The following is a 17,960-nucleotide window of genomic DNA, read 5'->3' as shown; positions in this document are numbered from 1 at the left end:
TCACCCCGCCACCTCCGCCGCGACGCTGGACCGGATGGCCTCGACGAGGATCGCCAGCCCCTCGCGGGCCTCGTCCTCGGTGAGCGTCAGCGGCGGGCCCATCCGCAGCACGTTGCCGTACAGGCCGCCCTTGCCGGCCAGCAGCCCACCGGCCCGGCACGCCTCGAACACCCGGCCGGTCAGCGCCGGGTCCGGCTCGGCCGTGCCGGGGCGGACGAACTCGACGCCGAGCATCAGTCCCTTGCCGCGTACCTCCGCGACGTGGTCGAGGTCGCCCACGGCGGCGCGCAGGCCGTCGGCGATGATCGCGCCGGTGCGGGCCGCGTTGGCCTGGAGGTCGTGGTCGAGCAGGTAGTCCAGCACCGCGTTGCCGGCGGCGGTCGAGACCGGGTTGCCGCCGAAGGTGGAGAAGCTGATCGCCGGCACGGACTCCAGCACGTCCGCGCGGCCCACCACCCCGGCCAGCGCGAAGCCGTTGCCGATGCCCTTGGCGAAGGTGAGCAGGTCCGGCGTGACGCCGTGCGCCTGGTAGCCCCAGAAGTGCTCCCCGGTGCGCCCCCAGCCGGTCTGCACCTCGTCGGAGACGAACAGGATGCCGTGCTCGTCGAGGACCTTCTTCCAGGCGGCGAAGAGCCCGTCCGGCGGGTGCACGAAGCCGCCCACGCCCTGGATCGGCTCGGCGATCAGGCAGGCCACGTCGCCGGAGGTCTGCGTGGCGAGCACCTCGCGCAGGTCCTCCACCGCCGCCTCGACCCGGTCGTCCTCGCCCAGCCGGGCCAGCAGGCCGCGCAGCCGCTCGCCGGAGTGCAGCCAGGCCACCTGGAGCGGATTGAGCGAGCTGGCCGTCCAGTTCCGGTTGCCGGTGACACCCATCGCCGCGTACGACCGGCCGTGGTAGCTGTTGCGCACGGCGAGGATCTGGTGCGACCGGCGGTGGTTGGTGGCGACCAGCAGCGCCGCCTCGTTCGCCTCGGTGCCCGAGTTGGTGAAGAAGACCCGGGCGTCCGGGATGCCGGAGAGCCGGGCGACCTTCTCGGCCAGCTCGACCTGCTGCCGGATCAGGTAGAGGGTGGAGCTGTGCACGATGCCGGTGCGCAACTGCCGCTCGACGGCCTCCCGGACCTCCGGGATGTCGTAGCCGAGCATGTTGGTCAGCACTCCGCCGAAGAAGTCGAGGTAGCTGCGGCCCTGCGCGTCGGTGACCCGCCGTCCGGAGCCGGCGACCAGCTCGATCGGCTCGTCGTAGTAGAGCGGCATCCAGGACGGCAGAACGGCCCGGTGCCGGGCCAGCAGGTCGTCGGTCATCGTCGCACCTCTCAGCGGCGTTCGCGGTAACCGCACGCTTCCACCAAGGGCGGACGGGGACAAGAGTCACTGTGTAGCGCGGCGGCGCACCGCACCTGACAGCGCGTCAACCGCCGCTACGGTTTCCGGGGCCTGGTTCACCGATGACCCGGGTTTCGGTGGCCGGCAGCTCGTCGGACGACTCATTCCGCAGCGCTCCCCGACGAGCACGGATCGGTCAACGGCCATACCCTGGGTCGGTCCGCCATTGACGGGTCCGCCGTTGACGAGGAGGTGCGCCGGTGCGGGTGCAGGAGACGATCGCCGAGCTGGAGCGGGTGGCCGCGACGGACGTCGGTCGGGGCAGCGGGAAACTGGCCGTGCCGGCGGCGGGGGGCCTGCTCGCGGCGGCCCGGTCGATCGCCGAGCATCCCGCGCCCGACGCGATCGTGCTCACCGGCTTCTTCATTCCCGCCGCCGACCCGGCGGCGGCCGCGACCGACGGGCCGATCGGGGCGGTCCAGGTCGCCGCCGCGCTGCGTGCGCTGGGCGGCCGGGCCCGACTGCTCACCGATGCCCCGTGCGCGCCCGTGATCGAGGCGGCGCTGGCCGCCGCCGCGCCCGACGTCCCGCTGGACGTGGCGCCGCTGCAGGGGTACGACGCCTGGGCGGACGCCGCCGCGCGGCGGTACGGGGCGGTGACCCACCTGGTCGCCTGCGCGCGGGTCGGCCCCGGCGTCGACGGCCGGCCCCGCAACATGCGCGGCGAGGACATCGGCGCGCACACCGCGCCCCTGGACCGGCTCTACGCCGCCGGGTCCGGCTACCGGGTGGGCATCGGCGACGGCGGCAACGAGCTGGGCATGGGCCGGCTGCCGGCGGAGTTGGTCGGGCGGGTGGTGGACCGTGGCGAACGCATCCGGTGCGTCGTCGACTGCGACGCGCTGCTCGTCGGCGGCACCTCGAACTGGGCCGCCGCCGCGCTGGTGGGCGCGCTGGCGGTGCTGCGCCCCGACGTGGCCGCCCTGCGCGACCTGCTCCGCCCCGACTGGTCGTACGACGTGCTGACCGCGATCGTGCTGCACGCCGGCGCGGTGGACGGCGTACGCCGGCGGGCCGAGCTCAGTGTGGACGGCCTGGACTGGTCCGCGTACGCCAAGCCGCTGGCCCGGATCGCGGAGCTGGTCGATCGGGCCGGGTGACGCGCCGGGGTCGGCGCAGCGGCAGGTGCAGGGCGGCGGCGATCAGGGCGAACCCGGCCCACCCGCCGGCCATGGCGGCGCCCGGCGACACGTCCTGGAGGTAGTGGTAGCAGGTGAGGAAGCCGACCAGGGCGAGGCTGTTGCGGGCGAAGTGCCGGCTGAACTCGACCAGCTCGCGCCGGGCCTCGATCGCTACCAGCACCCCGGAGTAGGGGAAGGTCACCACCATCCCCCGCAGCAACTGGCCGAGCAGCCCGGTGAGCAGCGCGCCCACGAAGATGACCGCCAGCTTGGCCGGGGCGGACAGGCCGTCGCGCCGCGGCTCGACCGGCTCGGCTCCGGGCGACGGCGCCCCGTCGGCGGGCACGGGGGCGGGGGCGGCATCGGAGGGCCCCGCGCGGCGGCGCAGCACGGCCATCGCCGCCAGCCAGAGCAGGACCGAACCCGCCAGCGCCGGCTCGAACGGCACCGGGACCGCCAGCAGCACCGCGCTCAGCGCCACGTAGACGGCGACGCCGGCCAGGTCGGCGAGGAGGATCGGCCAGCGCCACCGGTGGTGGGTCAGCGCCACGGTGACGAAGAAGAGGTTGAGGCCGAGCACGCCGAGCAACTGGGCACCGTCCACCCGGTGGCCGGTGGTCACCAGCGCGAGGGTCATCGGCAACGGCAGGCTGTAGACGAACGCCCGCAGCCGTACGGAGCGGATCAGGCTGACCGCCCAGACCACCGCCGTCACGAGCAGGACGGCACTCCACGTCATGGTCGGCCCGCCCCGGGCAGGCTGGCGTCGCTCACTGGTATGTCGCCTCCCGCGCGCACGTGGCGAAGGCGGTACGCAGCCGCTCCAGGTCGCCCGGGTTGACGGAGAACTGGTTCAGGCTGATCTCACCGTGCGCGCTCATCGTCGGTTCCCAGGCACTCGTGCCGTCCCAGAGTGCCAGATTGACGTGCAGGTCGGGGCGGACGGTCCCCCAGCGCAGCAGGCCCACCCGCACCCCGGCCCGCCGCTGCGTCTCCACCAGTTCGGACAGCTCGTCGGAGATTCCCGCGTGGACGAAGATACGGATGATCCGCACCCCCCTGCCCAACGCCTCCACGTTGGCCGCCCAGTAGCTGCGGCCGACGTCACTGTGCCACCAGCTCAGCTCGCCGCTGGCCCGGGGCATCACGTGGGTCACCGCGTCCATGGACCCGACGCAGTCCCGCAGACCGGCGAACAGGTCCTCGTAGTCCTCGCCCGAGCGGATGATCCGGCCGGCCCGCAGTTGCTCGGTCTCGACCCGGAACCGGTCGAAGCGGCGGCGGGCCTCCTCGGCGATCCGGGTGCCCGGGTGGGCCTCCGCGGCCTCCCTGGCGGCGGTCACCAGCGGCGGCACCGCGTGCACCAGCCACGGCGGGCCCTCCAGCAGCGTACGCAGGTGGAACCGGCGCTCCGCGCGGGCCAGCGAGTCCACCACCAGGGAGATGGTGACGCCCATGAGCCCGGCCAGCAGCGACTCCACGCCCGTGGCGGCGTTGGTGAGGTCGAGCGTGATCGACAGCGAGATCGACAACGTGATGCCGATCAGTGCCACCGGGTCGGTGTGCGCGAGCAGCCGGACCAGCCCGCTGGCGGAACCGGCACGCCCCCCGGGCCGCCGGCGGAGCACGTCACCTGCCATGGGCAACCTCCGTGTCGGTGGTGCCACCCAGCGTATTGCCGGTCCACAATGGCACGCCGTCCCGGCCCGGCCCGCCCCCGCCCGCCGGTACGATCCGGCGGTGCGGATCGGTGAGGTGGCGCTGCCGACCGGCGGGGCGGGCGGGATCGCGGCCGGCGTGGCGGCCTGGGCGGGCTCGGCTCCGCTGCGCGCCCTGGTCGGGCACTTCGGCGGCGACTGGCCGGGCGGTGACCTCGCGGCGGTGCTGGCCGCCCTCGACGACTTCTCGGCCCGGCACTGGGACTTCCGGGGCGGCCGGGAACGCCCCGACGCCCGGGAGCCGGCCTTCGACCCGGCCACCGCCGGCCTGGTGCTCGCCACCGCCGCCGCGCTCGGCATGGTCCACCCGGCGGCACCGCCCCGGTCCGGGTACGCCCACGCGGTCGTACTCGGCGGGCTGGCGCACGCCTGCCAGCGGCGGGTCGCGTACGCGGCGCACCTGCTGCGCACCGGCACCCGGGTCGCCGGTGAGGTGGCCGTGCTGGGCAGCTTCCGCCCGCTGTCCGAGGCGGAGTGCCGGGCCCTGGCCTCGGCCGGGGTCGCGCCCTGCGACACCGAGGTGGCGGCGCTGGACGCGGCGGTGCGGCGCGAGTTCGGGGTGACCGCCCCGGCCGAGGAGGACGGTCACGACAGCGGTCACCCGCACCACTCCTGGTCGTCGCGCACCTACCGGCCGGGAGGCGGCCCGCCCGTCCGGGTGCTCGCCGCCCCGTCCAGCGACCCCGCGCGGCGGCGCGCGCACACCGCCGACACCCAGCGGTTCTGGGCCGAGCACGTCCGGCTGCGCGCCGGCGAGCCGGTGCTGGTGGTGACCGCGCCGATCTACGTGCCGTTCCAGCACTGCGACGCGCTGCGCACCCTCGCCGTGCCGTACGGCTGCGGGGTCGACACCGTCGGCGTCGACCCGGCCCTGCCCGACCTGGCGGGGCTGCCGGAGCCCACCCTCACCCCGGGCCGCTACCTCCAGGAGATCCGTTCGGCGATCCGGTCGCTGCGCGCGCTGCACGCCACCCTAGGCTGAGCCGGCCTCAGCCGGCGGTGTCCGCTGAGCCGGCCTCAGCCGGCGGTGTCGCGGACGGCCTGGGCGAAGACCTCGGAGCGGTGCTCGAAGTTGCGGAACCGCCCGTAGCTCGGCGCCGCCGGGGAGAGCAGCACCACCCCGTCGGCCGGGGTCACCTCGCGGGCCAGCCGGACGGCGTCGACCAGGTCGTCGACCACCTCGGTACGCACCTTCGGCAGGCCGGCGAGCGCCTCGACGATGCGGGGACCGCTGTCGGGGATGCCGAGCACGGTGAGCTCGCGTTCCGCGAGGTGATCGCGCAGCGGCGTGTAGTCCAGCCCCCGGTCGGTGCCGCCGACGATCACGGTCAACGGCCGCCCCTCGTACGCGTCGATCGCGTGCATCGCGGCGTACGGGCTGGTGGCGAGGGTGTCGTCGACGAACGTGAGGCCGGACGGGTCGGCGATCTCGGTGAGCCGGTGGGCCAGCCCCTGGAACTCGGCGACGGCCACGGCCAGGGTGTCCTTGCGGGCCACCACGTCGACGCCGAGCGCGTCGAGCACGGCGAGCGCGACGCAGAGGTTGCCCTCGTTGTGCCGGCCGACCAGCGGCAGCACCGCGCGCGGGAAGAGCGGCCGGTCGCCGAGGTGGAACCAGGGCGTGCCGTCGGCGCCGCCGGCCACGTGGGCGGTGTCCGGCAGGCCCGCGCGCACGGCCGCGCGGTCGCCGAGTTCGAGGGCGAGCCTCGGGTCGGCGCCGTTGACCACCACGGTCCGCGGCCCGTGCGCCAGCAGGTTGAGCTTGTCCCGGTAGTACTCGCGCTCGCCGCCGTGCGCGTCGAGGTGCTCGGGGAAGAGGGAGGTGACCACCGCGACGCGGGGCGAGTCGGTCAGGTCGCTGCACTGGTAGCTGGACAGCTCCAGCACGTACAGCTCCGCCTCCGGCAGGTCCAGCGTCGGCACGCCGATGTTGCCGCCGAAGACGTTCGGCCGGTCCACGGCGGCGAGCAGGTGGCTGATCAGGCTGGAGGTGGTGCTCTTGCCCTTGCTGCCGGTGACGCCGACCGTGCGGGCGGCGTGGTCGGCCATCCACAGCGCGGTGCCCTGGGTGACGGTCACGCCCCGGGCGCGCAGCTCCACCAGCCACGGGTGGGTCTGCGGCACGCCGGGCGAGCGGACCACCACGTCGGCGGCGGCCAGCCGGGCGAAGCCCTCCTCGCCGGTGACCAGCGGCGCCGCCTCGGCCAGCGGCCCCTCCCAGGGCAGGCTGAGGAAGTTGGCGCTGTCGTCGACGGCGACCAGGGCGGCCGGGCCGTGCGCGGCGATCGCGATCACCGCGGCCCGGCCCTCCCGGCCGGCCCCCCAGACGGCGACGGTACGTCCGCGCAGGTCAGACAGGCGCACTGGTTCTCCTCAGGAGGTCTCGACGGCGGGGCAGGGGCACGTCCGGCACAGCCGGACACGGCCGGACGAACCAGGGCCTAGTATGGCGTGTGCCCAATGAGCAGCTCCGGCGGATGGACGCCTTCACCTTCCCGTCCTACTCGTTCGACCTCTCCACCGGCGAGGCGTTGTTCGACTACGCGCTCACCGGCCCCGACGGCGAGCAGCGGTTCACCGAGGTGATCACGCTCCCGCTGCCGGACGCGCCGCCCTCGGACGAGACCGTGGCGACCCTCGGGCGGGTGCTGGAGCTGCTCCACGTGGTCGCCGGGGTCAGCTACTACAAGACCGCCGCGCCCCACCGCCTGGTGCTGCCGGCGCCGCTGGGCGCGGCCGCCGTCGAGCTGGTCACCGCCGTCTACACCCAGGGCCTCGCGGAGTACGCGTACCGCAACCGGCTGCCGCACGTGCTGGAGCTGCGCCCGGAGGTGCCGGCGGGCGAGGTGTCCCCGCCCCGGGAGTACGACAACTCCGACCGGCGTCCGCTCTCGGCGGTGGGCGGCGGCAAGGACTCCATCGTCAGCCTGGAGGCGCTGCGGCGGGCGGGCTTCGACCCGGTGCCGTTCTCGGTCAACCCGAACCACGTGATCGTGTCGGTGAACGAGGCCTCCGGGCTCGCCCCGCTGGCCGCCCGGCGGCGGATCGACCCGGTGCTGTTCGAGCTGAACGCCGCCGGGGCGCTCAACGGCCACATCCCGGTCACCGCGATCAACTCGCTGATCGCGGTCGCCACGGCGGTGCTGCACGGCCTCGGCCCGGTGGTGATGTCCAACGAGCGGTCGGCGTCGGACCCGAACCTGGTCTGGAACGGTCACGAGATCAACCACCAGTGGTCCAAGGGCGTGGCGGCGGAGGGGCTGCTGCGGGCCGCGCTGGCCGGGCACGCCGGGCTCACCGAGCCGTACTTCTCGCTGCTGCGCTCGCTGTCGGAGCTGCACATCGCCCGGCTGTTCGCCGAGATCGACCGCTACGACGACGTGGTGACGAGCTGCAACGCCGCGTTCAGGCTGCGCGACGCCAGTGAGCGCTGGTGCCGGGACTGCCCGAAGTGCCGGTTCGTCTTCCTGGCCATGGCGCCGTTCATGTCCCGCGAGCGGATCACCCACATCTTCGGCGGTGACCTGCTCGCCGACCCGGCGCAGATCCCCGGCTACCGGGAGCTGCTGGGCGTGGACGGGCACAAGCCGTTCGAGTGCGTCGGCGAGGTGGAGGAGTCGGTGGTGGCGCTGAGCCTGCTCGCCGAGCAGGACCAGTGGCGCGACGCACCCGTCGTCCGCGCCCTGGTCGACGCCGTCCCCGCCACGGCCTGGTCGACGGCCGCCACCTCAAACGTCTTCACCCCCGGCGGCCCGAACCACATCCCCCCGCCCTACACCAAGACCCTGCCCTAACCCCCACCCCCACCCCGCGCGCCCCTCTGTCCCCCGTTGATCATGACGTTGGCGGTGTGGTTCGGGCGATTCGTCCCCGCCAACGCCATGATCAACGGCGGCAGAAGGGGGGCGGTCAGGGGGTGCGGATGGCGTCGAGGGCCAGCAGGGCGACGTGGAGGGAGAGGCAGGCCTCGACCGAGTCGAGGTCCACGTCGAGGACCCGGCGGATGCGGGCCAGCCGCTCGTAGAAGGCCGGGCGGGACAGGTGCGCCGCGCCGGCCGCCGCCGACTTGTTCCGGCCCTGGTCCAGGTACGCCCGCAGGGTGCCCAGCAACTGCTCGCGGGGATGCTGCGCGTCGTAGGTGAGCAGCGCGCCGAGTTCCCGCTCGACGAAGGTCTGCAACCGGGGCTCGTCGCGCAGCAGGTGCAGCATCCCCGCCAGCCCGACGTGCGGCGGCCGGAAGACGGGCAGGTCGCGCCGGTCCCGCCGGGCGGCGTCGGCGATCTGCCGCGCCTCGATGAGCGACCGGCGGGCCTCACGCAGGCTGCCCACACCCGACCCGGCCGCGATGAGCACGGCACCACCCGACGGCGTACGGCCGGTCCCGTCCGAGCGTCCGGTGAGCCGGGGCGAGCCACCGTCGCGGGCAGCCCCGTCCGGGCGGGCGGTGCCGTCCGACCGGGGGTTGCCGCTCGACCGGGAGGTGCCGTCCGGCCGTCCGTTCGACCGGGGCGGGCCGGTGTCGCGGGCGGGCCCGTCCGGGCGGGCGCGGCGCAGCGCGGTGGCGAACGCGGTCAGCGCACGCTCCTCGGCCGCCGACTCCGGCAGGGCGAGCAGCACGCCGACGGCGTGGTCGTCGACGGCGCTGGACAGGCCGGTCAGCTTCGCCTCGTGCAGCGCCTGCCCGACCGCCTCGGCGAGATCCCGCAGCCGCGCCGGGCCGGCCGCCGGGCCACCCGCACCCGGGTCGCCGTTGTGCCCGGGCTCCGCGGCCGGACCGCCCTCGCCCGTCGGGTCGTCGGTCCGGTGCCGGACCATCACCCCGACCAGGTGCCGCCGCTCCAGCACCACGCCGAGCGCCCGGGCCCGCAGGGCGACCTCGTCCACCGGCCGGGAGTGGTCGAGCAGGGCGGTCAGCAGCGTACGGTGGAGCTGCCGCTCCAGGCCCTCCGCGTCGCGCCGGATCAGCCGGCCCAGGGCCAGCGTCGAGGCGGCCCGTTCGACCAGGATCGTCAGCCGGGTGGGTGGGGCGGCGGCGGGTCGACCGACATCACCCTCCGGGGCCGCGCCGCCCTCCGGCGCGGGGTCGAAGGAGCCCCGGCCGGTATCCAGGTCGCCCCCGCCCGGCCAGCGCAGCAGCAGCCGGCCCCAGTCCTGCCCCCGGGCGCCGACGGTGGTCACCAGCCAGCCGTTGTCACCGTCGTACGCGGTCCGCCCGGCCGGCCGGATCCGCCGGGAGTGCTGCTCCCAGCCGTCCAGCAGCAGCTCGGCGCTCTCCCCCGCCGGGTCGTACGCGAGCACCTGCCGGGAGAGGTTCTCCAGCACCACCGGGCAGCCGGAGAGTTCGGCGGCCTGGCGGACCACCTCGCCGGGGCCGGCGCCCTCGACCGACAGCTCGGTGAAGCGCTGGTGGATCTCCTCCGTCGCCCGCAGCTCGGTCAACTGGGCGTCGACGATGAGCGCGTGCACCGCCTCGGTGATCCCGACGAACGGGGTGGCCCGCCGCAGCTCGACCAGGGGCAGCCCGCGCCGCTCGGCGGCGGCGGCCATCACCCGGGGCACCCCGCTGACGTACCGGCGGCCCAACTCGACGACCAGGCCGGAGACCCCCACGTCCGCCAGGTCGCCGATGAACGCGCGCAGCCCGGCGTCGTCGGCGGGCAGCCCGATGCCGGTGGTGAGCACCAGCTCACCGCCACGGAGCAGGGTGGCGATGTCGGGCACCTCGGTCACGTGCACCCAGCGCACCGGGCGGTCGAGGCCGGCGTCCCCGGCCACCAGGCGCGGCGCGCCGTGGCGGACCGGGTCCAGCGCGAGGACCTCACGGACGGTAGGGAACACGGGCGACACGCTACCGTCCGTGACATAGCTCCCGCACGGGCAGTCGTCCCGTCCAAGGTTCGTGCCGCTCGGGCGCGGGCAGTTCCGCGCTCAGTCCCGGGCACGTGCCCAGTCGAGGAAGCGTTCCCGCAGGTCTAGGGGGCGCTCGGGGTTGAGCTGGGCGAGCTGGGCGTGGGCGTCGGCCATCAGCGCGCTCAGGTGCAACAGCAGGCCGACGCGGTCACCCCGGTACTCCGCCAGCAGGCCGAGCCGACACGGCGGGCAGGGCCACTCCGCGCCGCAGTTGCGGCACCGCCAGAGCGGGCGCATCGGCAGGTGTGGAATCCTCCGGTACGCCATCAGCGCATCCGCAGGGCGATGGCGCGTGCCTCGTCGTGGCTCAACGGCAGCCACCACAGGAACCGGCGTACCACGTCGATCGGGTCGGGGCCGCCCGGGCGGCCCCGGAGATCGCGGATCGCGGCCGTGAGCAGGGCCGAGACCACCGGCAGCAGGTCCTGCGACGCGGGATCCGGCATCGCCCGCAGCGCGGGGCAGGGCCAGGGCTGCCCGCACCCCCGGCACCGCCAGTCGGGCGAGCCGGCCACGTGCGTCGCCACGAGAGGCGTTCGCCGTCGGCCCCTGGAATTACACACGTCGACCTCCGTCAGCAGGACGGGCCGCCCGGGAGCGGACGGCCGGGGCGGACCCGCCCGGGTCCTCCGGGCGCCGAGCGGGGCCGCCTGCGTGACAGTCTGGTGAGCACGCGACTACCGTCGGAAGGCGATCGGCCCGGTCGTGGCCGCGCTTCGACAGCGGTACGTCAAGCCGGAATCCCGAGTGGACCTCAGGTGAGATGTGTGGAGGAACTGTGGAGGAGCCGACCGCCGACCTGATCCGCACCCAGCTCCGGCGGATGCGGATGAACGCCAACCTCAGCCAGGAGGAGTTCGGCCGGCTGGTGCACTATTCGGCGTCGATGGTGTCCGCCGTGGAGACCGGCACCCGCCCGCTCGACCGGGTGTTCCTGGCCCGCGCGGACGAGGTGCTCCACTCCGGTGACCTGCTGGTGGCGCTGCTGCGGATCGCCGAGCGGGACCGGGAGCCCTCGTGGTTCCGGCCGTGGCTGGAGGCCGAACGCGCCGCGAGGCAGCTCCGGTACTTCAACCCAGCTCTGATCCCCGGCCTGTTCCAGACGGAGAACTACGCCCGCGCCGTGCTGCGCTTCAACGACACCTTCTCCGAGGCCGAGGTCGAGCGGAAGCTGGCCGCCCGGCTGGCTCGGCAGGAGATCCTGGCCCGGGAGGACCCGCCGCAGATCGTGGTGGTCGTGGACGAGTCGGTGCTGAGCCGGACGGCCGAAGGGCTGAGCGGGATCATGGTGCAGCAGGTCGGCCGGCTGATCGAGGTGGCCGACCTGCCGCACGTCCACATCCACCTCGTCCCGCGGAGCACCGGGCTGCACATCGGGTCGTCGGGTCCGTTCGCCCTGGCCCGCTCCGCCGACGGCGGCTGGGTCGGGCACCTGGAGCATCAGCTCGGCGGGGCCGTGGTCGACGACGAGGACGGGGTGGCCGCCCTGCTGGCCCGGTGGGAGAATGTCCGCACCGAGGCCCTGCCCCGCCGGCAGTCCATCGACCTGATGAAGGAAGTGCAGGCCCACCATGAACCTCAGTGACGCCGCGTGGCGCACGTCCACCCGCAGCGGGTCGAGTGGCGGCGAATGCGTCGAGGTCGCCGACAACCTGCCCGGTGTCGTCGCCGTACGCGACAGCAAGGACCCGGCGGGTCCGGCGCTCACCTTCACCCCGGCCGCCTGGACGGCGTTCCTCGGCCTCGCCAAGCGCGCCTGACCGACGCGCCCCAGTGCCCCCTGAAGCCGTCGGATCCGGCGCGACGGGGTGGGGCTGCGGGTGCGGGTCAGCCCAGTGCCTTGCGCAGCAGCGCCGTCAACTGGTCCTGTTCTTCGGGTGAGAGTCGTCCGACCGCCGTGCGGGCGAAGGTGAAGGCCGTGGCGAACCGGTGGTTGATCTCGTCTCCCCGGGGGGTTCTCGCGACGAGTCGTGCGCGGCGGTCCCGGGGATTCGGCTCGCGCGTCACGAGGCCGAGCGCTTCGAGACGCACGACGATCTGGGTGATGTTGGAGGCATCGCAGCCGAGTTCCTCGGCCAGGGCGCCCATGCCCCGTCGCTCGTCGAGTCGCCCAAGCACACATGCCTGCGCCGGGCTGAGCGACAGCTCGGCCGCCGCCGCCTCGTAGGCGCGGTCGTACACGTCGACCAGGTCGAACAAGGCGGCCTCGGCCTCGGACGAGGTGGTCACGGGTCCACTCGGCAGCGCCATGCCCCCAGCCTAAAGGAGTTAGTTGATTCCCTCAAATAGTTGTGGTCCACTGATCCTTGATGCACTCAAGTAAACGAGGGGGGCCGATGGCGAGCAGAGTCGAGCGCACAACGGACGGCGATGTCGGGGCGCCGCGGATGAACGCGGTCGTCCTTGACCGGTTCGGCGGAGTCGACGAGTTCTCGTCGCGCCGGATACCGCTCCCGCAGGTCGGCGACGACGACGTCCTCGTCCGGGTGGAGTTCGCGGGGGTCGGATCCTGGGACGCGGGCGAGCGGGAGGGGGAATACGACGGCGTCTTCGGTGTCGCGTCGACCTTCCCCTACGTCCTCGGCTGGGACGCGGCGGGCACGGTGGCCGCAGTCGGACGCAACGTCACGCGGTTCGACGTGGGCGAGCGGGTCTACGCCGCGACGATGCCGGTGCCGCGTGGCGGCTTCTACGCCGAGTACGGCGTCGTCGAGGCGGAGTTCGTGGCTCGCGTACCCGATCGGCTGCCGACCGAACAGGCCGGCGCGATGGCGTGGGATGCCCTGACCGCACTGAGCGGCCTCGACCTGCTCGGCCTGCGGCCGGGCGAGACGCTCATGGTCTTCGGGGCCAGCGGGGGCATCGGCCACATGGCCGTGCAGCTGGCGCGGCACAGCGGCATCCGGGTGCTGGCCGTGGCCTCCGGTGACGACGGTGTCGCCCTGGCCCGGCGGCTGGGCGCCGACGACGCCGTCGACGGTCGCCGGGACGACGTGTTGGCCGCGGCGTCCGAGTTCGCACCGGACGGGCTCGATGCGGCTCTGGTCACCGTAGGAGGCGAGATTGCCGAACGATCCCTGCGCGCGATCAGGAAGTCGGGACGGATCGCCTGGCCGAACGGTGTCCTGCCCGCGCCGGTAGCGTCGCCGGGCGCGACGGTGTCGCACTACGACGGGGATCGGAGCCGCACCGCCACCGATCGGCTGAACGCGATCATCGAGGCGAGCTCCTTCGAGGTCCACGTCGCCCGGAGCTTCCCGTTGGCGCGCGCCGGGGATGCGCACCGCGCCCTGAATGATCACTATGTCGGGAAGCTGGCCCTCAAGGTCGGATAGGACGCGACAGACGGCCCGGGGCTCCCTGACCGACGCGGCCCGGAAGCCCCTCGACGTGAGGGACTTCCGGGCCGCGTGACGATCACGTCCAGAGATGGCGCTCAGTCGACGCCGAACTCCATCGCGGCGCGGTCCAGTGCCTCGTCGTCGGCGGAGGAGACGCCCCGCGAGGCGATGGCCTCCGCGCCGCCCTGCGGCATCGCGCCGATCAACCCGGTCGAGGCGGCCTGCGCGGCGCCGACCATCCGCTGCGGGTTCGGGCCGCCGACCATGCCGAGGGTGGCGTACTGCTCCAGCTTCGCCCGCGAGTCGGCGATGTCCAGGTTGCGCATGGTGAGCTGGCCGATCCGGTCCGACGGGCCGAACGCCGAGTCCTCGGTACGCTCCATCGACAGCTTGTCGGGGTGGTAGCTGAACGCCGGGCCGGTGGTGTCCAGGATCGAGTAGTCCTCGCCCCGGCGCAGCCGCAGCGTCACCTCGCCGGTGACCGCCGTGCCGACCCAGCGCTGCAACGACTCGCGCAGCATCAGCGCCTGCGGGTCCAGCCAGCGGCCCTCGTACATCAGCCGACCGAGGCGGCGGCCCTCGTTGTGGTAGTTCGCCAGGGTGTCCTCGTTGTGGATGGCGTTGACCAGCCGCTCGTACGCGGCGTGCAGCAGCGCCATGCCGGGCGCCTCGTAGATGCCCCGGCTCTTGGCCTCGATGATCCGGTTCTCGATCTGGTCCGACATGCCCATGCCGTGCCGACCGCCGATGGCGTTGGCCTCCAGCACCAGGTCGACGGGGCTGCCGAACTCCTTGCCGTTGATCGTCACCGGGCGGCCCTGGTCGAAGCCGATCGTGACGTCCTCGGTCGGGATCTCCACCGACAGGTCCCAGAACCGGACGCCCATGATCGGGTTGACCGTCTCGATGCCGGTGTCGAGGTGTTCGAGGGTCTTCGCCTCGTGCGTGGCGCCCCAGATGTTGGCGTCGGTGGAGTACGCCTTCTCGGTGCTGTCCCGGTACGGCAGGCCGCGTTCGAGCAGCCACTCCGACATCTCCTTGCGCCCACCCAGCTCGGTGACGAAGTCGGTGTCGAGCCACGGCTTGTAGATGCGTAGCTGCGGGTTGGCCAGCAGGCCGTACCGGTAGAACCGCTCGATGTCGTTGCCCTTGAACGTCGAGCCGTCGCCCCAGATCTGGACGTCGTCGGAGATCATCGCCCGCACCAGCAGGGTCCCGGTCACGGCCCGGCCCAGCGGAGTGGTGTTGAAGTACGCCCGCCCGCCCGAGCGGATGTGGAAGGCCCCGCAGGTCAACGCCGCCAGGCCCTCCTCGACCAGGGCGGCGCGGCAGTCGACCAGCCGGGCGACCTCGGCGCCGTAGCTGAGCGCGCGACCGGGCACCGAGGCGATGTCGGGCTCGTCGTACTGGCCGATGTCGGCGGTGTAGGCGCACGGGATGGCGCCCTTGTCACGCATCCACGCGACCGCGACCGAGGTGTCGAGGCCGCCGGAGAAGGCGATGCCGACACGTTCACCGATGGGCAGGGAGGTCAGAACCTTGGACACGAGGAAGACTATGCACTAGACCGCATGACAATGCAAATCAAAGCCCGTCGACGCCACTGCGCGCCGGGATCACCATCCGGCGTTCCGGCATCGCTAAGACGGGTCGTCGCGGCCCAGTTCCCAGAAGGCGACGGCGGCGGCCGCGGCCACGTTCAGGGAGTCCACTCCCCGGCGCATCGGGATGACCACCTTCACGTCGCTGGCGGCCTGGGCGGCCTGCGTGAGGCCGGGGCCCTCGGCGCCCAGGAGCAGCGCCGCCCGCTCCCGCTGCGCGGGGGTGAGCCGCTGCATCGGCACGGCGTCCGCGGCCGGCGTCATGGCGAGCACGCTGAAACCCGCCTCCCGGACCTGGTCCAGGCCCGCCGGCCACTGCGCCAACTTGGCGTACGGCACCGCGAAGACCTCACCCATGCTGACGCGTACGCTCCGCCGGTAGAGCGGATCGGCGCAGGTGGGCGAGAGAAGGACAGCATCCATGCCGAGCGCCGCCGCCCCTCTGAAGATGGCGCCCAGGTTGGTGTGGTTGTTCACGTCTTCGAGGATCACCACCCGCCGGGCGTCCGCCAGCACCTCGGCGGCGGCCGGCAGCGGCTTGCGCCGGAACGACGCCAGCACGCCCCGGTGCACGTGGAAGCCGGTGGCCCGTTGCAGCACCTCCTGGCTGGCGGCGTAGACGGGGGCGTCGCCGGTGTCCAGGTCGGCGAGCTGGTCGACCCGCTTGGCGTCCACCAGGAACGACCGGGCCGGGTAGCCGGCCCGCAGCGCCCGGCGCAGCACCAACTCCCCCTCGGCGATGAAGAGGCCGTGCGGCGGCTCCCAGCGGGTACGCAGCTCGACGTCGGTCAACGCGCGGTAGTCGGCGATCCGGTCGTCGTCGGGGTCGGTGATCTGGTGGATGGGCACCCGCCGATTCTGCCGGACGCGACGCAGCCGCCCCGCGCCGCCGGACGCCGGCTCGGCCTGCGGCGTTTTGTCCGGGTAAGAAGGGGAATGGCGGGCCGGAGCGGCAGACGACGGAAGGGACAAGTCAGGTGAACGCACACCCCACGGGCGCGCCGGGATCGGCCAGCATCGACCACCCGGACGGATGGCGCGTCGACCTGGGTGCCCTGCCCCGCGACGCCACCGTCGCGGACCACATCGTGCACCGGCTGGCCGGCTGGGGTGTCCGCCGCTACTTCGGCTATCCGGGCGACGGCATCAACGGCCTGACCTCGGCGCTGCAACGCACCCGGGAACGGGCGCAGTTCGTCCAGGTCCGGCACGAGGAGACCGCCGGATTCGCCGCCTCGGCGCACGTGAAGTACGGCGGCGGGCCGCTCGGCTGCGCGCTGGTGACCAGCGGACCCGGTGCCATCCACCTGCTCAACGGGCTGTACGACGCCAAGCTGGACCACCAGCCGGTGGTCGCCCTGGTCGGCCACACGGCGCTCACCGCCGAGGGCGGCGGCTACTACCAGGAGGTGGACCTGCTCGCCCTCTACAAGGACGTCGCCGCCGCCTTCCTGGCCCAGCTCGACCATCCCAGCCAGGTCCGCCACCTGGTCGACCGGGCGTGCCGCACGGCGCTGGCCCGGCGTACCGTCACCGCACTGGTGCTGCCGTCCGACATCCAGGACGCGCCGGCCGTGCCGGAGCCGCCGCACGCGCACGGCTACTACCACACCAGCAACGTGCCCAGCAGCGAGCCGACCGTGCCACCGGAGGCGGAGCTGCGCCGGGCGGCCGAGGTGCTGCGCGGCGGCGAGCGGGTGGCCATGCTGGTCGGGCAGGGCGCGCTGGGCGCGGAGGACGAGGTGCGTGAGATCGCCAACCGGCTCGGCGCGGGAGTGGCGACCGCCCTGCTCGGTTTCGCCGCCGTCGACCACCGGGAGCCGTGGGTGACCGGCGCGATCGGGCTGCTCGGCACCCGCCCGAGCTGGCGGCTGATGAACGACTGCGACCGGCTGCTGATCGTGGGCAGCAACATGCCGTACTCGGAGTTCTATCCACCCCGGGGGCGGGCCCGGGCGGTGCAGATCGACCGGGACGGCACGCAGTTGGGGCTGCGCTACCCGACCGAGGTGAACCTGACCGGGGACGCCGGCCCCACCCTGCGGGCCCTGCTGCGGGAGCTGGGCCCGGGGCCGGGGCCGACCCGCTGGCGGGCCACCATCGCCGGGGAGACCACGGCCTGGCGCCGGGCGCAACGGGAGCTGGCCGGGCAGGCCGCCGACCCGGTCAACCCGCAGTTGCTCTTCGCCACCCTCAGCGACCGGCTGCCCGACGACGTGATGCTCGCGGTGGACTGCGGCACCGCCACCGCCTGGTACGCCCGCCACGTCCAGGTCCGCCCCGGCATGCTGGCCAGCCTCTCCGGCACCCTGCTCTCGATGGGCGGCGCGATGCCGTACGCCCTGGCCGCCAAGTTCGCCCACCCGGACCGCCCGCTGGTGGCGTTGATCGGCGACGGCGCGATGCAGATGAACGGCGTCAACGAGCTGATCACGGTGGCCAAGTACTGGCGGAGCTGGGCCGACCCGCGGTTCGTGGTGCTGGTGCTCAACAACCGGGACCTGGCCTTCGTCAGTTGGGAGCAGCGCTCCACCGAGGGGACGCCGATGTTCCCCGACAGCCAACAGCTACCCGACATCGGCTACCACCGCTGGGCGGAGGTGCTGGGCCTGCACGGCGAGCTGGTCGACGCGCCGGACCATGTGCCGGGCGTCTGGGAACGGGCGTTGACCGCGGACCGACCCGTGGTCGTCAACGCGTTGGTCGACCCGGCCGAGCTGATGCTGCCGCCGCACTTCACCGCCGAACAGGCCCGCAAGACCGCCGCGGCCGTGCTGCGCGGCGACACCGACTGGGCGGGCATCCTCCGGCGGGGCCTGCCCGCGGCGGTCAGCACCCTGCGGTCGGGACGCGGCCGGCACTGAGCCGCGCCCCGGCCGAGGC

17 protein-coding genes are annotated in these 17,960 nt (G+C 73.8%); 7 read left to right on the top strand and 10 right to left on the bottom strand.

Annotation, left to right across the window (positions count from 1 at the left end; genetic code table 11):
- Positions 1–1,305, bottom strand: a complete 1,305-nt coding sequence (locus ABZ809_RS07125) for an aspartate aminotransferase family protein (protein WP_357561552.1) — start codon at positions 1,303–1,305, stop codon at positions 1–3.
- Positions 1,306–1,586: 281 nt separating this feature from the next.
- Here ABZ809_RS07125 and ABZ809_RS07120 point away from each other — a divergent pair, with 281 nt between their 5' ends.
- Positions 1,587–2,486, top strand: coding sequence for a glutamate cyclase domain-containing protein (locus tag ABZ809_RS07120; RefSeq protein WP_357561551.1), 900 nt, complete (start codon positions 1,587–1,589; stop codon positions 2,484–2,486).
- Here the strand turns inward: ABZ809_RS07120 and ABZ809_RS07115 are convergent.
- Both ABZ809_RS07115 and ABZ809_RS07110 read right to left on the bottom strand, forming a co-directional pair.
- Positions 2,407–3,246 carry a hypothetical protein gene (locus tag ABZ809_RS07115; protein ID WP_357561550.1) on the bottom strand — a complete coding sequence of 280 codons (840 nt, stop codon included), beginning with the start codon at positions 3,244–3,246 and terminating at the stop codon, positions 2,407–2,409. The genes ABZ809_RS07120 and ABZ809_RS07115 overlap by 80 nt on opposite strands.
- A gap of 31 nt (positions 3,247–3,277) precedes the next feature.
- Positions 3,278–4,147, bottom strand: coding sequence for a hypothetical protein (locus tag ABZ809_RS07110; RefSeq protein ID WP_357561549.1), 870 nt, complete (start codon positions 4,145–4,147; stop codon positions 3,278–3,280).
- Between the two features lie 100 nt (positions 4,148–4,247).
- Between ABZ809_RS07110 and ABZ809_RS07105 the strand changes: the two genes are divergently transcribed.
- A complete protein-coding gene (locus ABZ809_RS07105; protein WP_357561548.1) occupies positions 4,248–5,207 on the top strand; it encodes a hypothetical protein in 960 nt (319 codons plus the stop codon).
- Between the two features lie 35 nt (positions 5,208–5,242).
- Here ABZ809_RS07105 and murD read toward each other — a convergent pair whose 3' ends face one another.
- Positions 5,243–6,589 (bottom strand): UDP-N-acetylmuramoyl-L-alanine--D-glutamate ligase, encoded by a 1,347-nt coding sequence (gene murD / locus ABZ809_RS07100; protein WP_357561547.1) that lies wholly within the window; start codon positions 6,587–6,589, stop codon positions 5,243–5,245.
- Positions 6,590–6,678: 89 nt separating this feature from the next.
- Between murD and ABZ809_RS07095 the strand changes: the two genes are divergently transcribed.
- Positions 6,679–8,019: a hypothetical protein gene (locus ABZ809_RS07095; RefSeq protein ID WP_357561546.1), complete on the top strand. Its 1,341-nt coding sequence runs from the start codon at positions 6,679–6,681 to the stop codon at positions 8,017–8,019.
- A gap of 115 nt (positions 8,020–8,134) precedes the next feature.
- Here the strand turns inward: ABZ809_RS07095 and ABZ809_RS07090 are convergent, their stop codons facing one another.
- The 3 genes from ABZ809_RS07090 to ABZ809_RS07080 form a co-directional block, all read right to left on the bottom strand.
- Positions 8,135–10,072: a PucR family transcriptional regulator gene (locus ABZ809_RS07090; RefSeq protein WP_357561545.1), complete on the bottom strand. Its 1,938-nt coding sequence runs from the start codon at positions 10,070–10,072 to the stop codon at positions 8,135–8,137.
- A gap of 81 nt (positions 10,073–10,153) precedes the next feature.
- Complete coding sequence (locus tag ABZ809_RS07085; protein ID WP_357561544.1) at positions 10,154–10,402, bottom strand: flavin reductase; 249 nt, start codon at positions 10,400–10,402, stop codon at positions 10,154–10,156.
- Positions 10,402–10,662: a hypothetical protein gene (locus ABZ809_RS07080; protein WP_357561543.1), complete on the bottom strand. Its 261-nt coding sequence runs from the start codon at positions 10,660–10,662 to the stop codon at positions 10,402–10,404. Before ABZ809_RS07080 ends, ABZ809_RS07085 begins: the two co-directional genes overlap by 1 nt.
- Before the next feature lie 251 nt (positions 10,663–10,913).
- On the opposite strand from ABZ809_RS07080, the gene ABZ809_RS07075 reads away from it, so the two are divergent.
- Complete coding sequence (locus ABZ809_RS07075; protein WP_357561542.1) at positions 10,914–11,720, top strand: helix-turn-helix transcriptional regulator; 807 nt, start codon at positions 10,914–10,916, stop codon at positions 11,718–11,720.
- On the top strand, positions 11,707–11,895 hold the full coding sequence (locus ABZ809_RS07070) for a DUF397 domain-containing protein (protein WP_357561541.1): 189 nt from the start codon (positions 11,707–11,709) through the stop codon (positions 11,893–11,895). Before ABZ809_RS07075 ends, ABZ809_RS07070 begins: the two co-directional genes overlap by 14 nt.
- Before the next feature lie 67 nt (positions 11,896–11,962).
- Here the strand turns inward: ABZ809_RS07070 and ABZ809_RS07065 are convergent, their stop codons facing one another.
- On the bottom strand, positions 11,963–12,385 hold the full coding sequence (locus ABZ809_RS07065) for a MarR family transcriptional regulator (protein WP_357561540.1): 423 nt from the start codon (positions 12,383–12,385) through the stop codon (positions 11,963–11,965).
- A 137-nt stretch (positions 12,386–12,522) separates the two neighbouring features.
- Between ABZ809_RS07065 and ABZ809_RS07060 the strand changes: the two genes are divergently transcribed.
- Entirely contained in the window at positions 12,523–13,470 is a 948-nt protein-coding gene (locus ABZ809_RS07060) for an NADP-dependent oxidoreductase (RefSeq protein WP_357561539.1), read from the top strand.
- 101 nt (positions 13,471–13,571) lie between these two features.
- Here ABZ809_RS07060 and argG read toward each other — a convergent pair whose 3' ends face one another.
- Together argG and ABZ809_RS07050 are read right to left on the bottom strand one after the other, a co-directional pair.
- Complete coding sequence (gene argG, locus ABZ809_RS07055) at positions 13,572–15,023, bottom strand: argininosuccinate synthase (protein ID WP_357561538.1); 1,452 nt, start codon at positions 15,021–15,023, stop codon at positions 13,572–13,574.
- Between the two features lie 93 nt (positions 15,024–15,116).
- Positions 15,117–15,926: an RNA methyltransferase gene (locus ABZ809_RS07050; protein WP_357561537.1), complete on the bottom strand. Its 810-nt coding sequence runs from the start codon at positions 15,924–15,926 to the stop codon at positions 15,117–15,119.
- Between the two features lie 167 nt (positions 15,927–16,093).
- Here ABZ809_RS07050 and ABZ809_RS07045 point away from each other — a divergent pair, with 167 nt between their 5' ends.
- Positions 16,094–17,941, top strand: a complete 1,848-nt coding sequence (locus ABZ809_RS07045) for a thiamine pyrophosphate-requiring protein (RefSeq protein WP_357561813.1) — start codon at positions 16,094–16,096, stop codon at positions 17,939–17,941.
- Positions 17,942–17,960 lie beyond the last annotated feature (19 nt).

It is taken from the genome of Micromonospora sp. NPDC047074, assembly GCF_040643815.1.
GTDB lineage: Bacteria > Actinomycetota > Actinomycetes > Mycobacteriales > Micromonosporaceae > Micromonospora.
The sequence above is the reverse complement of the archived record's forward strand: the minus strand, read 5'-3'. Positions and strand labels throughout refer to the sequence as shown.

Bases quoted from the DNA above. Each gene is read 5' to 3' on its own strand.
- ABZ809_RS07125 (WP_357561552.1), bottom strand. From the start codon at position 1,305: ATGACCGACGACCTGCTGGCCCGGCACCGGGCCGTTCTGCCGTCCTGG.
- ABZ809_RS07115 (WP_357561550.1), bottom strand. From the start codon at position 3,246: ATGACGTGGAGTGCCGTCCTGCTCGTGACGGCGGTGGTCTGGGCGGTC.
- ABZ809_RS07110 (WP_357561549.1), bottom strand. From the start codon at position 4,147: ATGGCAGGTGACGTGCTCCGCCGGCGGCCCGGGGGGCGTGCCGGTTCC.
- ABZ809_RS07085 (WP_357561544.1), bottom strand. From the start codon at position 10,402: ATGGCGTACCGGAGGATTCCACACCTGCCGATGCGCCCGCTCTGGCGG.
- ABZ809_RS07070 (WP_357561541.1), top strand. From the start codon at position 11,707: ATGAACCTCAGTGACGCCGCGTGGCGCACGTCCACCCGCAGCGGGTCG.
- ABZ809_RS07065 (WP_357561540.1), bottom strand. From the start codon at position 12,385: ATGGCGCTGCCGAGTGGACCCGTGACCACCTCGTCCGAGGCCGAGGCC.
- ABZ809_RS07060 (WP_357561539.1), top strand. From the start codon at position 12,523: ATGAACGCGGTCGTCCTTGACCGGTTCGGCGGAGTCGACGAGTTCTCG.